Annotated in this window: 11 protein-coding genes, 2 tRNA genes and 1 pseudogene; 11 read left to right on the plus strand and 3 right to left on the minus strand. The window is 35.7% G+C overall.

Translation table 11 applies throughout. From position 1 onward, the window contains the following. Positions 1 to 3 precede the first annotated feature (3 nt). The 6 genes from tolA (at position 4) to H1225_RS03085 (ending at position 4,163) form a co-directional block, all read left to right on the plus strand. On the plus strand, positions 4 to 1,071 hold the full coding sequence (gene tolA / locus H1225_RS03060; protein ID WP_115065178.1) for a cell envelope integrity protein TolA: 1,068 nt from the start codon (positions 4 to 6) through the stop codon (positions 1,069 to 1,071). Positions 1,072 to 1,213: 142 nt separating this feature from the next. Continuing rightward, on the plus strand, positions 1,214 to 2,509 hold the full coding sequence (gene tolB, locus H1225_RS03065; protein ID WP_023581196.1) for a Tol-Pal system beta propeller repeat protein TolB: 1,296 nt from the start codon (positions 1,214 to 1,216) through the stop codon (positions 2,507 to 2,509). 45 nt (positions 2,510 to 2,554) lie between these two features. Then, on the plus strand, positions 2,555 to 3,049 hold the full coding sequence (gene pal, locus H1225_RS03070; protein WP_036912100.1) for a peptidoglycan-associated lipoprotein Pal: 495 nt from the start codon (positions 2,555 to 2,557) through the stop codon (positions 3,047 to 3,049). A 9-nt stretch (positions 3,050 to 3,058) separates the two neighbouring features. Further along, entirely contained in the window at positions 3,059 to 3,826 is a 768-nt protein-coding gene (gene ybgF, locus H1225_RS03075) for a tol-pal system protein YbgF (protein WP_072062909.1), read from the plus strand. Between the two features lie 154 nt (positions 3,827 to 3,980). Beyond that, a tRNA-Lys gene (locus tag H1225_RS03080) sits at positions 3,981 to 4,056 on the plus strand. A gap of 31 nt (positions 4,057 to 4,087) precedes the next feature. Further along, a tRNA-Lys gene (locus H1225_RS03085) sits at positions 4,088 to 4,163 on the plus strand. Between the two features lie 161 nt (positions 4,164 to 4,324). Here H1225_RS03085 and H1225_RS03090 read toward each other — a convergent pair. Further along, positions 4,325 to 5,209, minus strand: coding sequence for an aminoglycoside 6-adenylyltransferase (locus tag H1225_RS03090; protein WP_161671366.1), 885 nt, complete (start codon positions 5,207 to 5,209; stop codon positions 4,325 to 4,327). A gap of 252 nt (positions 5,210 to 5,461) precedes the next feature. Between H1225_RS03090 and pnuC the strand changes: the two genes are divergently transcribed. Together pnuC and aroG are read left to right on the plus strand one after the other, a co-directional pair. Continuing rightward, a complete protein-coding gene (pnuC, locus tag H1225_RS03095; protein WP_275585108.1) occupies positions 5,462 to 6,190 on the plus strand; it encodes a nicotinamide riboside transporter PnuC in 729 nt (242 codons plus the stop codon). A gap of 247 nt (positions 6,191 to 6,437) precedes the next feature. Next, positions 6,438 to 7,496 (plus strand): 3-deoxy-7-phosphoheptulonate synthase AroG, encoded by a 1,059-nt coding sequence (gene aroG, locus H1225_RS03100; RefSeq protein ID WP_109400688.1) that lies wholly within the window; start codon positions 6,438 to 6,440, stop codon positions 7,494 to 7,496. Positions 7,497 to 7,568: 72 nt separating this feature from the next. On the opposite strand, the gene gpmA is transcribed toward aroG, so the two are convergent. Together gpmA and modF are read right to left on the minus strand one after the other, a co-directional pair. Beyond that, positions 7,569 to 8,321, minus strand: coding sequence for a 2,3-diphosphoglycerate-dependent phosphoglycerate mutase (gpmA, locus tag H1225_RS03105; protein WP_072062906.1), 753 nt, complete (start codon positions 8,319 to 8,321; stop codon positions 7,569 to 7,571). A gap of 389 nt (positions 8,322 to 8,710) precedes the next feature. After that, positions 8,711 to 10,177 carry a molybdate ABC transporter ATP-binding protein ModF gene (gene modF, locus H1225_RS03110; RefSeq protein ID WP_115065180.1) on the minus strand — a complete coding sequence of 489 codons (1,467 nt, stop codon included), beginning with the start codon at positions 10,175 to 10,177 and terminating at the stop codon, positions 8,711 to 8,713. 193 nt (positions 10,178 to 10,370) lie between these two features. Between modF and H1225_RS03115 the strand changes: the two genes are divergently transcribed. The 3 genes and pseudogenes from H1225_RS03115 to H1225_RS03125 all read left to right on the plus strand — a co-directional run bounded on the left by H1225_RS03115 (position 10,371) and on the right by H1225_RS03125 (position 17,296). After that, on the plus strand, positions 10,371 to 10,928 hold the full coding sequence (locus H1225_RS03115) for a POTRA domain-containing protein (protein ID WP_239739441.1): 558 nt from the start codon (positions 10,371 to 10,373) through the stop codon (positions 10,926 to 10,928). Positions 10,929 to 10,963: 35 nt separating this feature from the next. After that, positions 10,964 to 11,914 carry a ShlB/FhaC/HecB family hemolysin secretion/activation protein gene (locus H1225_RS03120; protein WP_239739681.1) on the plus strand — a complete coding sequence of 317 codons (951 nt, stop codon included), beginning with the start codon at positions 10,964 to 10,966 and terminating at the stop codon, positions 11,912 to 11,914. A 15-nt stretch (positions 11,915 to 11,929) separates the two neighbouring features. Next, positions 11,930 to 17,296 (plus strand): annotated as a pseudogene (locus H1225_RS03125) (DUF637 domain-containing protein). The last annotated feature ends 2 nt before the right edge of the window (positions 17,297 to 17,298 follow it).

Below are 17,298 nucleotides of genomic sequence, written 5' to 3' on the forward strand. Positions count from 1 at the left end.
AGCGTGGGAAAGAAAACGAAGCCAATTCGAAGTAAATTGAGCGGTTCAGTTATCTTGTCTACCGCCTTGCATTTACTCGTTATAGCCTTACTTATCTGGGGTTCGTTAACTCAGAAATGGGATTTAGGTGGTGGCGGTGGATCTGATGGACAAGTTATTGATGCTATTATGGTCGATCCTAATGCTGTGGTGCAACAGTATAATCAGCAAAAAGCGCAACAAGCTAACGTCCAAAAAGCCGAGCAAGAGCGTAAAGAGCGAGCTGAGCAACAAGAAGAAGAGTTGCGTCAGCAGCAAATGAAAGAACAAGAACGTTTGAAAACGTTAGAAGTTGAACGTTTACAAGCAAAAGAGGCGGCAGAGGCTCAAAAACGTGAAGCAGCATTAGCTGCCGCTAAAGCAAAAGAAGAACAAAAGGTTGCAGAAGAAGCGGCTGCGCAAGCAAAAGCTGAACGTGATCGCATTTTAAAAGAGCAAGCAGATGCTAAAAAACAAGCAGAAGCTGAAGCGAAAAAACAAGCTGAATTAGCCGCAAAGCAAAAAGCGGAAGAGGCGAAAGCTAAAGCTGAGGCAGATGCTAAAGCGAAAGCAGAAGCTGAAGCCAAAGCGAAAGCTGAAGCGGACGCTAAAGCCAAAGCAGCCGCAGAAGCAAAAGCCAAAGCAGCAGCAGAGGCTAAAGCAAAAGCCGCAGCTCAACAGCAAAGTAAAGCAGTAGATAGTTTACTTGATGGTTTAATGGCTGATGGTAATAAACAAAGTGGTGCAGCCGCCGCTGGTCAAGGCGGTGGAAATCGTACTGGTGCCAATAATGCAGGTGTTGCTACTTATATTGGACAAGTAAAAACGGCTATTGAGCAAAAGTTTATTGACCCTGAGTTGTATAAAGGGCGAACTTGTGAGCTAAAAGTCAGTATTGCACCTGATGGCTTGTTAATCAGTGCGAAGGTTGTAGGGGGGGACCCTTCTTTATGTCAAGTGGCATTAAGAGCAGCAAATACCGCTAAATTACCGAAGCCACCGAAAGATGTTTATGAACAAGTAAAATCATCAGTAATTGAGTTTAAACCATAAAACTGTCTGATTGTAGGAAAACACACACTAATTTATATCTATTTTAGAATGTTATTGATGCGTTGTATGGTGTTGTTGAAAAGCGTTTGTTACTATTCTGTGCGTTATTGCGTAATAACCGCAATAATAAAAGGGAGACATGATGAAGCAGGCATTAAATGTTATCTTCGGGCTTTTAATTTTATGCGTAACCACTCTGGCTAACGCTGAAGTTCGAATTGAAATTACACAAGGGGTGAATACTGCACGCCCTATCGGTGTTGTTCCTTTTAAATGGGAAGGCACTGGTCAAATGCCAGAAGATATCGCTGGTGTGATTGCAGCAGATTTACGTAATAGCGGAAAGTTTAATCCTATTGATGTATCACGTATACCTCAACAGCCTGTCACGGCTTCTGAAGTCCAACCTGCATTATGGACTGCATTAGGGATTGATTCTGTTGTTGTTGGACGCGTACAACCGTCAGCGGATGGTCAATATTTAGTAAGCTATCAGCTAGTTGACGTTGCGGGCTCTCCAGGCGCGGTTTTATCTCAAAGCGAGTTTAAGGTCCCATCTAAATGGCTACGTTATTCTGCTCACACAGCCAGTGATGAAGTGTTTGAAAAACTGACAGGTATTCGTGGGGCATTCCGTACACGTATTGCTTATGTTGTTGTGACTAATGGTGGCGCATATCCTTATGAATTACGCGTTTCTGACTATGATGGTTTTAACCAAGATCGTGTTTATCGTTCATCACAGCCATTAATGTCACCAGCATGGTCACCAGATGGTGCTAAACTTGCATATGTGACCTTTGAAAGTGGTCAATCTGCTTTAGTGGTACAAACATTAGCAACAGGTGAAATTCGTCAAATAGCATCATTCCCAAGACATAATGGTGCACCATCGTTTTCACCAGATGGCTCTAAACTTGCATTTGCTCTTTCTAAGAGTGGTAGCTTAAATCTGTATGTTATGGATTTAGCCAGTGGAAATATGACACAGGTAACCAATGGCAGAAGTAATAATACTGAGCCAAATTGGATGCCAGATGGACAAACCTTAGTCTATACTTCAGATCAAGGTGGACGTCCACAAATTTACAAGGTTAATATTAACGGAGGAACGCCTGAGCGTATTACGTGGGAAGGTAAACAAAACCAAAATCCTGCAGTAAGCCCAGATGGCAGTTTCTTAGTTATGGTGAGTTCTGAAAGCGGTAGGCAACATATCGCTAAGCAGGATCTGGAAACGAATTCCGTACAATATCTAACAGATACGTTTCTGGATGAAACGCCAAGCATCGCGCCTAACGGCACAATGGTTATTTATAGCTCTACACAAGGCTTAGGCACCATTTTGCAGCTAGTATCGACTGATGGACGTTTCAAAGCGCGTCTTCCGGCGACTGATGGTCAGGTTAAATCGCCTGCCTGGTCGCCGTTTATGTGATGCATAAAAATTATGTATGGCAAACAAATAAAGGAACAAATAGAGATGCAATTAAACAAAGTGTTTAAAGGGTTGATGTTAGCATTACCACTCGTTGCTGTTGCAGCATGTAGCTCAAACAAAAACGACGATCAAACTGATACAAACAATGTACCAGTTGTTGAACAAGGTCCTACTGCTGAAGAATTAGCACGTCAGCAATTAGAACAACTGAAACAACAAAACATCGTTTACTTCGGTTTTGACAAATATGACATTAGCTCAGACTACGCTAACCTGTTAGATGCACACGCTGCATTCCTGCGTGCTAATCCTTCAGTACGTATCACTGTAGAAGGTCATGCGGATGAACGCGGTACTCCAGAATACAACATCGCGCTGGGCGAACGTCGTGCTAACGCTGTGAAAATGTACCTGCAAGGTAAAGGCGTATCAGCTGATCAACTGTCAATCGTTTCTTACGGTAAAGAAAAACCAGCTGTACTGGGTCATGACGAAGCCGCTTATGCGAAAAACCGTCGTGCAGTACTGGATTACTAAGAGAACGGCATGAACAACAGTAACTTCAGACCTTTCTTGATGAGTCTGTTGTTACTGGTTGGCGTAGCGGCTCCTGTAGCCGCTATTGCCCAAGCGCCAATCAGTAATATCGGTTCAGGTTCGACCGATGAACGACTCGCCCAACTTGAGCGTTTTTCAAATGCTCACAGCCAGCTTTTGACTCAATTACAGCAACAACTCGCTGATTCTCAGCGTGATATTGATATGTTACGTGGTCAAATTCAGGAAAATCAATATCAGTTAAATCAAGTTGTTGAACGCCAACGCAATATCTATCAACAATTAGATAGCCTTGGTGGTGGAGCTTCAACATCAACAGAAGCCACCCAATCTGATAATACTGCTTCTTCAACATCTCCTGCGGCAACTAATTCAGGGCAAGGTGATGAGAAGGCTGATTATAATGCAGCAATTGATATCGTATTGAATTCAAAAGATTACGATAAGGCAATTGTTGAATTAAACAACTTTATCAATAACTATCCAAAATCTAGCTATCAATCAAATGCACAATTTTGGTTGGGTCAGATGTATTACTTAAAAGGTAATAAGGATCAGGCAGCAAGCACCTTTGCTATTGTTGTTAAAAACTATCCAAAATCTCAAAAAGCAAGTGAAGCCTTTTATAAAATTGGTTTAATTATGCAAGAGAAAGGGCAAAAGGATAATGCTAAAGCTGTTTACCAACAAGTGATTAAGCAATATCCAAATAGCGCTGGCGCTAAATTAGCGCAAAAGCAGCTAGGAACACTCTAATTATTGACCCCGTAATGTAAAATGTTGCATTTTCGGGGTTAAATGATTGTTTTTTCAACGGTTGAATGTTTTTTTGAAAAAAAACGTTGCACAAATACATTAAATCAGTATTATTACCCGCCGTTGCCACAGAGAATGTGGCGAGTTCGAAAAAGGGTCGTTAGCTCAGTCGGTAGAGCAGTTGACTTTTAATCAATTGGTCGGGCGTTCGAATCGCCCACGACCCACCATTTTCGAATACCAATCCGTTTTTATTGAAATGGGTCGTTAGCTCAGTCGGTAGAGCAGTTGACTTTTAATCAATTGGTCGGGCGTTCGAATCGCCCACGACCCACCATTTCAAACCCTTCCTTGTATATCTATCATTTCTTAAACAGTAAATAACGTTTATTATCTTTCTATTTTTTGATAGTGCAGTTCACCACTTTATTAAGCAATGAAGATAGTTTTATCCCAATTGAAAAAACTATCAGGTCTTAATTTGTAATAATGTTCAAATCAGTAATGACAAATAATTGATGACGTGATTTGTGTGTATTCATTTTCAGTCAAAAATTCATTATCGATTAACCAATTACTGACAAGCTCTTGGGTTTTAATGGCTGTATCGATAGGATGGTTTAACTGTTTCGAAGCATCAAGGAAAAAAGCCATCATAACAGAAAGGGCGGCTGCTGACTCATAAGGTGTACTCATTGCCAAGGTGCTTTCTAGTGAACGCAATGAATAAAACTTAGGTAGCCATTCTTTCAGATTTTTTCCTTGATACCACACATCTTGTGTTGATGTACTTAGCGCAACTTGTTCAAGTAACTCGATTAGCCATTCACGCATATCGTTTATACGATAATTAGCAAACCAAAACTCATGGCGTAAAATGGCTATAGCGACTTGTGACGCTTCAAACCAGAATTCTTGAGCATTATTGTAAGCTTGCTCTTTAGTGAGCGTAGGTGGCGTTATAGTGCTAATTTCAGGAAGTCCGTCACATAAACCTGTTTTATCAAGTAAGATCTGGTATCCACGCTGGTAAACTGGGCTAAGTCCCTCTGTTTTCATGCTAAAAATACGCTCAGGCTCTGCCATCATAATGTCCATTTTGCGACCTTGAGCTAAAACATGTAAATAAATAGGCCAAAGTTTACCTTTAGGATCTTCACACTCTAATTGTAAGTTAACTAAGCTATCACCAAATTGTGATAACCAATGTTGGTTTTTTGCGAGTTCAGTCGCACCATAACCGATAAGCTCTATATCAATATCAGAATAACTGTCTATCTTTTTATTACGACCTAATGATCCTGTCAGTATTACAGCTTCAATTCTAGGATCGAGGAGAGCAAAAGATAGTGTGCGATCGATTAAGCGTGTTGTTGGCTCCATATTTCTCTCTAATAATTAAAAGGTATAAAGTTATTTATCGTTTTTATTGTTTAAAGCGTAGATCAGAATAATTTGTTTAGTGTATAAAACATTTTTTTTGTTGTTTTTATAGTTAAACAATATAATGTTTAGTATTTAAAACTAAGTGCCATTATAAATATGAATTTATAATATATCTTTACTACTTTGCAAAGATGTCGCAATAACCCATATTTTCTTTGTTTTTTTCTATGATTAAGTCGGGGTTGTAAAATGGATGTCATGAGTTGGTTTAGTATCAATAATATTTTAGTCAACATTCCACTTGGACAAGGTGGGTACCCACTTTCGTGGATTGAAGCTGTGGGCACTATAGCAGGTCTCTTGTGTATATGGCTTGCAAGTCAGGAAAAAATTATTAATTACTTATTTGGACTGATTAACGTCACCTTATTTGCCATTATCTTTTTCCAAATTCAGTTATATGCGAGTTTATTGCTTCAAATTTTCTTCTTTGCGGCCAATATTTATGGATGGTATGCATGGAGCCGAGTAAATGATTTTGAGCAAGCGGAACTAAGAATTCGTTGGTTAAAACCAAGGCATCGTCTCTTTTTAATTATTGTTTCAATTGCTGCTATTGTCGCTTTGACTTTTAATATTGATACTGTATTTGGTTATTTAGCCGTTGTTGCTGTTGATATACTAAATGTCTTTGGTGCAAACTTAGCTACACCAGTGATTGAACCTGATGCTTACCCATTCTGGGACTCTACAATGACCGTCCTGTCGATTGTAGCGATGATCTTAATGACACGGAAATTAGTTGAAAACTGGCTAATTTGGTCTGTTATTAATGTGATTAGTATTGTTATATTCTACAAACAAGGTGTTTATGCAATGTCTGTTGAATATATTATTTTACTGGCTATCGCTATTAATGGTTCTCGTTTGTGGATCAAAGCAGCAAAACACTCTAGTAGAAATAATTATCTCTCCTAATAAAAAAAAGGCTGGCAGAGTTATCTTTCTCGCCAGCTTTACTATTCATTGTTTTTATTCTTATCCTTAACGCAATTTTGAATCATTATTTCGCTTAAATGCGCTATTTCCATTTTTGACGATTTTTTAGAAAAATAACTATAGATGCTTTAAGGTGAAAGGGTGTTTACAGATAGAAAATGAATGGTTAGATTGGGAAAGCAATAATAACATTGACTAGATAACATAAAAGAGTGGATACACGGGAATGAATTATCAAAATGATGACCTTAAAATAACACAAATTAATGAACTCTTACCGCCAGTAGCTTTATTGGAAAAGTTTCCAGCAACTGATAATGCGGCTTTTACAGTTCGTCATGCCCGTGAAGCTATTCATCAAATCCTAGCAGGAAAAGATGATCGTCTATTAGTGGTAATTGGACCTTGTTCTATTCATGATCCGAAAGCTGCACTGGAGTATGCACAACGTTTAAGTCTTATTAGAGAAGAGCTGAAAGATAAACTTGAAATTGTAATGCGTGTTTATTTTGAAAAACCACGTACAACAGTCGGTTGGAAAGGCTTAATTAACGATCCTCATATGGATCATACTTTTGATATTAATGAAGGTTTACGCATTGCTCGTAATCTTTTATTAACGATTAATGATAGTGGCTTACCAACTGCTGGCGAGTTCTTAGATATGATAACACCTCAATACGTTGCTGATTTAATGAGTTGGGGGGCTATTGGCGCTCGAACCACAGAATCACAAGTTCACCGCGAGCTTTCATCTGGTTTATCTTGTCCTGTTGGTTTTAAAAATGGTACAGATGGCACCATTAAAGTTGCTATTGATGCAATCAATGCGGCGGGATCACCACACTGTTTTCTTTCAGTGACTAAGTGGGGTCATTCAGCTATTGTGCGTACAGCAGGTAATGGTGATTGCCACATTATTTTACGTGGTGGTAAAGAGCCAAATTACAGCGCTGAACATGTTGCAGCGGTGAAAGAAGGGCTTAAAAAAGCCGGTTTACCACAAAATGTGATGGTTGATTTCAGTCACGCCAATAGTTGCAAGAAATTTGAGAAACAAATGGAAGTTGGTGCTGACATTTGCCAACAAATTAGTGCGGGTGAAAAAGCATTAATTGGCGTTATGATTGAAAGTCATTTAGTGGAAGGGAGCCAGTCATTAGAAAGCGGCGAGCCTTTGGTTTACGGCAAGAGCATTACCGATGCCTGCATTGGTTGGGATGATACCGAAATACTGTTACGCCAACTAGCATATGCAGTTGCGGCGCGTCGAAATAAAGCGTAATAATTAAATTTAGAGTATAAAAATGCCACTTTGAAGTGGCATTTTTTTATCTAACTCAAAATAAAAGTAAAATTATTTTGCTTTACCTTGGTTAGCAACAGCGGCTGCTTTTGCTGCGATTTCGTCAGCATTACCTAAGTAGTAACGTTTGATTGGTTTCATATTTTCATCAAATTCGTAAACTAAAGGTACAGCGGTTGGGATATTCAGCTCAAGAATTTCATCTTCGCTCATGTTGTCTAGGTATTTAACCAGAGCACGCAGTGAGTTACCGTGAGCGGCGATGATAACTTTCTCACCAGAAGCAACACGTGGTTTGATCACTTCTTCCCAGTATGGTGTTACACGGTCGATAGTTAATGCTAGGCTTTCTGTTAATGGCAGTTCTGCTTCAGTTAAAGATGCATAACGAGGATCTTTACCTGGGAAACGTTCATCGTCTTTAGTTAATTCTGGTGGAGTGATAGCAAAACCACGACGCCATTGTTTAACTTGCTCATCACCGTATTTTTCAGCGGTTTCAGCTTTGTTTAAACCTTGCAGAGCGCCATAATGACGTTCGTTTAATTTCCAGCTTTTTTCAACTGGCAGCCATTGTTGATCAACTTGATCAAGAATGTTCCACAAGGTGTGAATTGCGCGTTTCAAAACAGAAGTATATGCATAGTCAAAAGCAAAACCTTCAGCTTTTAGCAGTTTACCTGCTTCTTGCGCTTCATTACGGCCTTTTTCGGACAGCTCAACGTCAGTCCAGCCTGTAAAACGGTTTTCTTTGTTCCATACACTTTCACCGTGTCGAACTAGCACAAGCTTAGTTACTGCCATAGTTTAGACTCCTATAATTACTTTCTTAATATAAGTTTAAAATCAGCACTTCAATCATTATATGGATCATCGACAAGAACGCCAAACATAAGTGACAAAACAAGAGGGATTAAGTCAAAAATGTCGTTTGTTCGATGAATTATTGCACAGTTGTCACACCTTTTGCTTAATCGTTCAAGCTGTTAATCTAGCGGGATCGGCGTAAAAAAACAAAATATCCGTTTTGTATAAAAAATAGACGAAAATAACGTCCGTAAAAATGACACATTTTTTATTTATTATTGTTCGAATAATAAGCAAAAAAGCGTCAATTTAAATAAAAAAGTAAAGCTAAGTTTACCGTTAATTTCTAAAATCATTGCCCTGATTATGACAGTAAAAATCAACATTTAACAAATTTCTTGTTGGTAACGATAAATTTCGCCTTCTTTAATAAATGTCAATCGATGAGTAATACACGATGGCGCGTCTTCTTGATGGTGGCTCACAAATAAAAGTTGCGTATTGCTGTGGCTTATCATGATATCTATAAAACGTTGGATTAAGAGCCGATTCGTTGTATCTAATCCTTGCAGTGGTTCATCAAGAATGAGCAAAGTAGGGTGCTTAACTAATGCTCTAACAATTAACACTAAACGTTGCTGCCCCCATGATAAAGCATGAAATGGACTATTGGCATAGTTTGTTAAACCAATTAACGCTAACCATTCATCAGCAAGTTTAAGCTGCTTATCTGTAATCGCTTGATAAATGCCAATAGAGTCATGAAAACCTGAAATAATGACATTCTTTACTGTTGAAGAAACTCGATAACTCTGATGCAAGGCATTACTGACATAACCAATATGGCGTTTAATCTCCCATATTGTTTCACCACTGCCTCTTTTGCGGCCAAATAGTGTTAAGTCATTGCTGTAACCTTGAGGGTGATCACCTGTAATCAAACTTAATAACGTCGATTTCCCTGCACCATTAGGGCCTAAAATCTGCCAATGTTGCTGAGGTTTTACCTCCCAGCTTAAATGGTGAAGAACAGGTTTGTCGTTATAGCTCACTACGCCATTTTTTAGCACGATAGGGGAAAGTGTCGGTGATAATTGAGGAATAGCATCTGGTAGATCTTGCTCAGGTAATGTGAGATTTTCCAGCGTTTCACTGTGAGATAATTGCCCTATTACAGAGTCAGATAACACCTGTTCTTTCTCACCGTTGGCGACTAATTCGCAATTAATTAGTAGACCTGCATACTGAATAAAGTCAGGAATATCATTAAAACGATTTAAAATCAGTATGATAGTAAGATTTTGTTGATGTAATAGAGTTAGTAACTCATTTAAAGCGCGGCGAGAATCAACATCTAAGCCATCAAAAGGCTCATCTAAAATAATCAAATCTGGTTTGTTCATTAAAAGCTGAATAAGTAATACTTTCCGAGACTCACCAGTAGAAAGATATTTAAATCGTCTTGATAGCAAGTATTCAATACCAAATTGTTTTGCTAATAAAAAGCATCTGTCATCATCTTTTACCTGCATTTGAATAACTTGAGCTACGGTTAAGCCAGTGTCTTCTTCACCTTCACTTAATAAATCTGTGTTATTACGACGCCACTCTTCTTCAATCATTTTTTGTAGTTTTTCAAAAGAGAGGCTAATTGGACGAGAAAATGTATTGATAAACTCACCAGAGAGCAAAATACCTTCTTGGCATAATGCATTTGCTAAGGCAGTTTTGCCACTTCCATTACTGCCTACAAATGCCCAACTGTCACCTTCGTTTATGACTAAATTGTCAATTTGTAAACAGAGTTTATCGCTTAAGCGAAATTGTGTTTTGTTGAGTTGCAAGTGTTTCATTATTATTAGCCTTGTTTTTTTAATGTAAGCTAAGTGCAAGTTAAGTATCTAGCAATATAGGGTTAATAGAAACTTGTCAATATTTGCTGAAAGAACGTTTTCCACAAGTATTATACACCTACTATTTAATGATAACCTTTAAAATGCGTTTCCTATGTAAATATATAAACATCTTTTTAAGGATGATTTATATATGCATAAATTTAAAAAAATTCACCTATTCTGCTTTGTACTTTTACTCTTTAGTAAAAATAGTTTTTCTTTGAATAATGAAAGTGTAAATAACAATTGCTTTCTTATTAATAAAATTGATCTGATAGGAAGCAATTTATTAGATTATAGAAGTAAATCTAAAATAATTTCACCATATCTACAACAATGTTTAACATCAAATAAGATAAAAAAGATAGCTGAATTAATTACTCATAATTATATTAAAAAAGGTTATGTCACATCGCAAGCAATAATTGAAGAGCAAGAGATTTCCAATCATAAATTAGTAATAAAGATTATTGAAGGCAGAATAAAAGATATTTCTATCAATGGTGTTTCTTCTAGATTGGTCGATATTATTTTTCCTTCATTTAAAGGAGCGATTTTAAATCTACGAGAGTTAGAACATGGGTTAGAACAACTTAATCGATTAACAACATCACAATATACATTAGATATAAAACCAAGCGATAGTGTGGGATATTCTTCTATTTTTATTGTTCAAAATAATAAAAAACTCCTTTTAAAAATCAATTAATCGTTGATAATTCAGGTGATAAAACAACAGGTGAAATTCTATTAGCTAATACTACAACCATAGATTCATTATTTGGATTGGGCGAACAATGGGGTTTTTCACTAAGTTCAAATATAGATTTTTCTCGTGCTCACTATTCTCGCTCTTATTCTGCAAGTGTGAATATTCCTTATGGTTATTGGTTTTATCAATATCAATTATCCCATAGTCAATCCTCTTATCCTTTTCAAAGTCAGAATGCTCAGTATAGTTATAAAAACAAAAATAGAAATCAACAATTTGATATTAGCCGTTTAGTCTATCGTGATAATAAACAACGAATAACCCTAAAGGGGACATTAAAACATAGAAAAGCAAAAACACAATTAGCTCAACAAAAATTATTAATAAGTAGCCCCACATTAACTTCTTTATTATTCAGCCCACAATATAGTTTACATTTCGATAGAGGATATTTAACGATTAATCCAATGATAGAAGTGGGACTTTCTTTTTGGGGGGCATCACCTGATTATATTGCTGATAATTCACCTCGTAGTCATTATCGAAAGCTAAGCATAAATTTAAGCTATCAACATTTATTATTTAATAAACTTTCCTATATTACGTCATTTTATGGACAATATACGCAAGATAATCTTTATAGTATAGAAAAACTAGCAATTGATGGAATAAAAGCAGTTCGTGGATATAAAGAATCAAAATTGAATGCGAATAGCGGGTTTTATTGGCGTAATGAAATCAATATATCACCAATAAATTCTTTTTTAGGAAAATGGAATTTTATTTTCTCACTTGATTATGGTGTTGCTCATTCAGATAAATATGAAACAAAGAAGAGTGAAATAATTGGAAGTGCAATAGGTGCTTCTTTTTATCACTCTATTTTTTCCTCTCAAATATTAATTAATAAACCTATGTTTTATCCCACATCATTAAAGCCCGATCACTGGTCTTTATTTTGGTCTGTTTCTTTTGCTATTTAAAGTTTGGAGGTTTATATGCACGAAAAGGATATCTCTCGAAAACAGCGCTTAATTGGCTATAGCATTATTTATTTAACTGCTATTTATCCATTACACCCTGCTTGGAGTTCTGCGATGACTCCATCAGATAAAACAATAAAAATAAGTCAGCAAAATACCGTTCCTATTATTAATATTACAACACCTAATAATGTTGGTATTTCTCATAATCAATTTCACTCCTTTAACGTCGGCAAACAAGGTGTTGTACTAAATAATGCAACAACCGCTGTTAATACACAATTAGCCAAACAAGTGAATGCCAATACCAATTTAAAAGGTAATGCAGCTAATTTAATTATTAATGAAGTGGTGGGAAATGGGCGTTCACAATTATTAGGTAAATTAGAAATTGCAGGACAACAAGCAGATGTTTTAATTGCCAATCCAAATGGCATTACTTGTGATGATTGTTCATTTATTAATACTCCAGCAATTACGCTCACAACAGGAAAACCTCTTTTTAATCCTCAAGGTGCTTATTCGGCAATAGAAGTGAAAAAAGGTGATGTTGTTATTGGCACGCAAGGTATAGATCTTCAAGCTCAGAATTATGCTGACATTATTAGCCGTAGTATTGAGTTAAACGGGAAAATAAATGCTAAAAACCTTTCTTTAATGCAAGGAAATAACCGTATTGATTTTGAAAAAGGAACAGTAAATAACCTTATTGGAGAAGGCATAAAGCCAACAATCTCTATTGATACGAAAGCACTGGGTGGAATGTATGCCAACCAAATCAGGCTAGTCAGTACAGAAAAAGGGGTTGGCGTTAATTTAAGTGGTATTCAAACAAATCAAAATAGTGTGAATTTAACGGTTGATGGAAAAATTACCTTTAATGGCAATATTCAATCTGAACAAGATATTAATGTTAGCAGTAAAGAACTACAAATTAATAGTAATGCAAAGTTAAAAGCAAAAAGGGATATTACTTTAGCATCTAACACATTAACTAATCATAGTGAAATTATCTCAGAAAAAGATATGCGTTTATTTGCAGATAAACTCACTAATAAAGGTGAAAAGGCACTTATTCAGGCAAAAGATAATTTATGGATACAAAAAAATGCGCAGGGTGATCCTAGTAGTTTAATTGAAAATCAATCAGCCACAATAAAAACAGAAAATGGTGATTTGATTATTAGAACAAAGAAGTTGGTCAATGAATCTATTACTCCTTTATTTAAAGAGATACAACAAGAGCCTGATTCTAATCTCTCTATAAATATCGGTAATCATCTCCTCTTGCCTTCCAGAAGTCCTACGGATGATTTTCTTTTAGTTATTTTATTCCCTGAATTAAAAGATTTTTCTGATAAAAAATGGTTTGATATTTTAGATTTAAAAAGTAATGGAGGAGTTAATGTAGAACGCACATTTTTTGAAAAAAGTGATCAATATGTTCCAAGTGTTATTTCTTCAGGGAATAATTTATATATACAATCTAATGAGTTTATTAATAACCAATCTAGAATTGTTGCAAATAATAATTTAATTGCAACAGGCAGTAATGCGAAATCATATTATTATCGTTCTGGATATTTTAATAAATGGGACATGTACTCTCATGATAATGTTAAATTTTATTATCGTGATGATATAATTAAATATAAGCTTGATGAAGCTAAGTTTAATAAGGTAAGTCATTTCGTACCTTTTGTGAAAACGGGTAGTCATTATGAATTTTCTGTAAATGATGTTTCCGACTATGTAATAAAAGCAGGTAACAATTTAGTTTTAGATTTTAAAAATAGTATAGATTTAGAACGTAAACTTCCATTTTTAGAAAAAGAAATAAAAAAATTCAGAGGATTATCAGATTTTGAAAATACTATATTAGCTAAAAATATATTATTAAATGATAATAATGTGAATATTTCTTTAAATTTAACAGCGAAAGATTCCTTATCTATTATTGCTGATGAAAATATAAATATAACTAATTCAGAGTTGTTAGCTGATGAAAATATAAGTTTGACAGCGACTGATGCTATAAATTTTGAGAATATAGATGTAGCTGCAAAATATTTTTCTACTACAACTAAAAAGGGAGATATTAGTCATTTATTTAATCCCACTACCTTTTATACTCTAAAAGGTATTAAATCACCATATATTGATATTTCTAAAAAAATAGATTTTCATTCTGGAAAAAATATTTACATTTCAAATGTAATAATTAATAAACCTAATGAAATAAATTTATCTGCACTAGAAGATATTAAAATAAATCGTGATGAATCTTTTCTTTTTAATTTAGTACCTTTTATTAGAGATAGTGGATATATTCCGGGCTTTTTAATTAACATGGGGGTTTGGGAAAGTAATAACAATATCGTTTTTACTTCAGGTAAAGATATTATCAGTCAAGGAATAAAATATCATAGTGATAAAGCCATAACTTTCAATGCCGGACAGGATATTTTCCTTGCCTCCAAATCAATAAAAGAAGCCGATCCTTTCTTTAGTGATGTTTATTATCCTCAATTACAATCTAAGTTATTTTCAGACAATAACCTTATTTTAAATGCCGCTCGTGATATTGACTTAAGTTCAACCGTATTAAATTCAAAAGATAAAGTCATTGTATTAGCAGGTAGAAATATAAAACTGGGTGCAAATGCTTATTCTGCTATTACAGATCCTCACGAAGATGCTCAAGATATTCAGTATGCCACATCTGCTATTACGGGAAATAAAGGTATTTCTATTGCGTCATCAGGCACTTTAATCACAGAAGGAAGTTCACTTAAATCAGAGGGTGATGTCACTATTTCAAGTAGTGGCAATATTCAATTGGGATCACTGCAAACACATTTTCGTAAAGAGTCGGGTTCTGAGTTAGAAGATCTTCGCAAACAAATAAGTACGGAAATTAATAGTGGTAATAATCTAACTCTATTATCTGAAGGCAGTATTTTATTTCAAGCATCAAGATTAACTGCTAATAAAGAGATGGATATCGCCGCTAAAGGTGGTTTTCTTTACGCGCAAGCAATGGAAGAGTCGAGTTATTACGAAGAGGAAAAGAAAAAATGTAATAGGTGGACTTTGTGTATTACTAAAAAGAAATATACAAAAACATTTTATAATACCAATAATAAAGTTACCGAATTTATTGCTAATGGCGATATTAATTTATTTGCTAAAGATGATATTACCTTAGAAGCAAGTAAACTAGAAACTGCTAAGAATGCAAAATTAACCAGTAAAACAGGAAAAGTTAATTTTAGAGCAGTAAAAAATACGGCATTTAAACAAGTTATTACTCATTCAAAAGATATTTATATTACTCAGCGTGATCAGGGATACACCAAAGGAATATGGGTGTTACCTGAACTCTATATTGGCGGAAAGCTCACAATTGATGCCCCAAAAGGCATATCTGCGGATATTAAGGCTAAGAAAAAAGAATCACTAGAACAAGCATTAACTGTTTTAAGTAATACACCAGAATATGCTTGGCTTAACGCTCTCCAACAGCAAGAAAATATTAATTGGAATTTAGTTAAAGACACTTATTCCAGTTGGAATGATAAAACTCAGCAATTAAATCCGGTTGTTGGTGCCGTTATTGCCATCGCGGTAGGGGTCGCAACTTACGGTACTGCCACGGCGGCAACCATTGGTGGAATGGCAAGTGAAGCTACTATTGCGGCAGGGGCTTCAGCAAGCGTGGCTTCAACGGCATCGGTTGCAGCACAAGCAGGTTTTGCTTCTTTAGTTTCGCAAGCGACTGTCTCTTTAGCTGAAAACCGAGGCAATATCTCAAAAACACTTGAATCACTCGGCCGTAGTGATACCGCTAAATCTATTGTTACAAGTATGGTGGTTGCAGGGGCATTGCAAGGTCTTGACCAATTTATGGGTTGGGATCAGGCAATCCAAGGAGGAACTTTACCCTCAACAGGCAAGTTATTGCTTACTGATAATGCCACATGGAATCAAGTTGCACAGCGTGTCGCCTCGCATTCAGTTGTTAGCTCAACACTGGGTACGGCAATTCAAGGCGGTAGTTTATTGATAATTTTAAAACCGCGTTATTAAGCAATATTGGCAGTCAATTCCATGCCGAAGGTGCCAATCTAATTGGTGATAACGGTGCCGTATTAGGGCATGCGGGAAAGGTGTTAAGTCATGGTGTCGTTGCAGGTATTAGTGCAGAAATTGCAGGAGGCAGTGTTACTGGTGCAGTAGCAGGCGCCTTGGCGGCAGAGATAGCGGCGATATCACTCAACGATAATCTAATTAAGACAGAGCAGTGGCGAGAACAGCAAGCTCAGAGAAGCCGTCTAGTTGGTGCTTTGGCTGGTTTACTAGCAACAGGTAAAGCGGAAGGCGTTATTAGTGCAGCTAATTCAGCAGAGTTAGTAGAACGTTATAATCGACAACTTCATTTAGAAGAAACAAAAGCAATTAATAAATTAGCCAATGGAGATAAAAATAAATTAGAGCGCTTATTAGCTGCGTCTTGTCGAAAAGTTTATTGCGTTGCTCAAGAATCATTAGATTCATCTGAAAGAAATTATTATGAATCTTTAATGAAAAAATATCCATATACACATGTGGAAGATTCATTACTTTCAGATTATTGGATCACAAAAGAGAAAACTAGGATAGGTGGAAATTATCCCTTATTTAGTGGTTATGAAAAAATCAAATTATTTACTTACACTGAAGCCGATAAATTAACAGATAGTGAAACATTTTCAAAAAATCAATGGATTGAAAATGCGAGTAAATTTACTGGATGGGATAAAAAAACACTTGAAAACTTAACTTCAGTAATTGCAATAGGTGCATCAATAACTAGGCGTAATGGTAATAGAATTTATGGTCCAATAAGTTTTAATGCCAATAAAACGCAGTTTATACCAATAAATGATATTTATTTTATTGACAAATCAGGAAATAAAATCACAATGCAATGGATGTACCAAGGTACAATAGTAGAGCAAGGAATGACATTTGAGAATTACATTGGTCTATCAAATAAACGACTGACACGATTACATCTTAACGCCAAAACATTTGACTATTATGATGGTAATACAGGTGAATATATTAGTGTAAAGACATTGAATACCCAAACAGCCTCAAGAATTAAAAATCCAAAATCAATAGAAAATACATTAAATACATATATTTCAAAAATAGATAGTTATAATGGTGATGGACGTGGAACTACAGAAATTTATAAAAAAGATGTAAAGTTAAAAACATTAGAATTAGGAGTTCCAGAAAAAAACCACTAAAGAACAATGGGATGCTATTAATGATTCTATCAAAAATGCATCATCAAAAAATATAAAAGTTAATATTACAATTATTGAGGAATAGTA

Source organism: Proteus penneri, from assembly GCF_022369495.1.
Lineage (GTDB): Bacteria > Pseudomonadota > Gammaproteobacteria > Enterobacterales > Enterobacteriaceae > Proteus > Proteus penneri.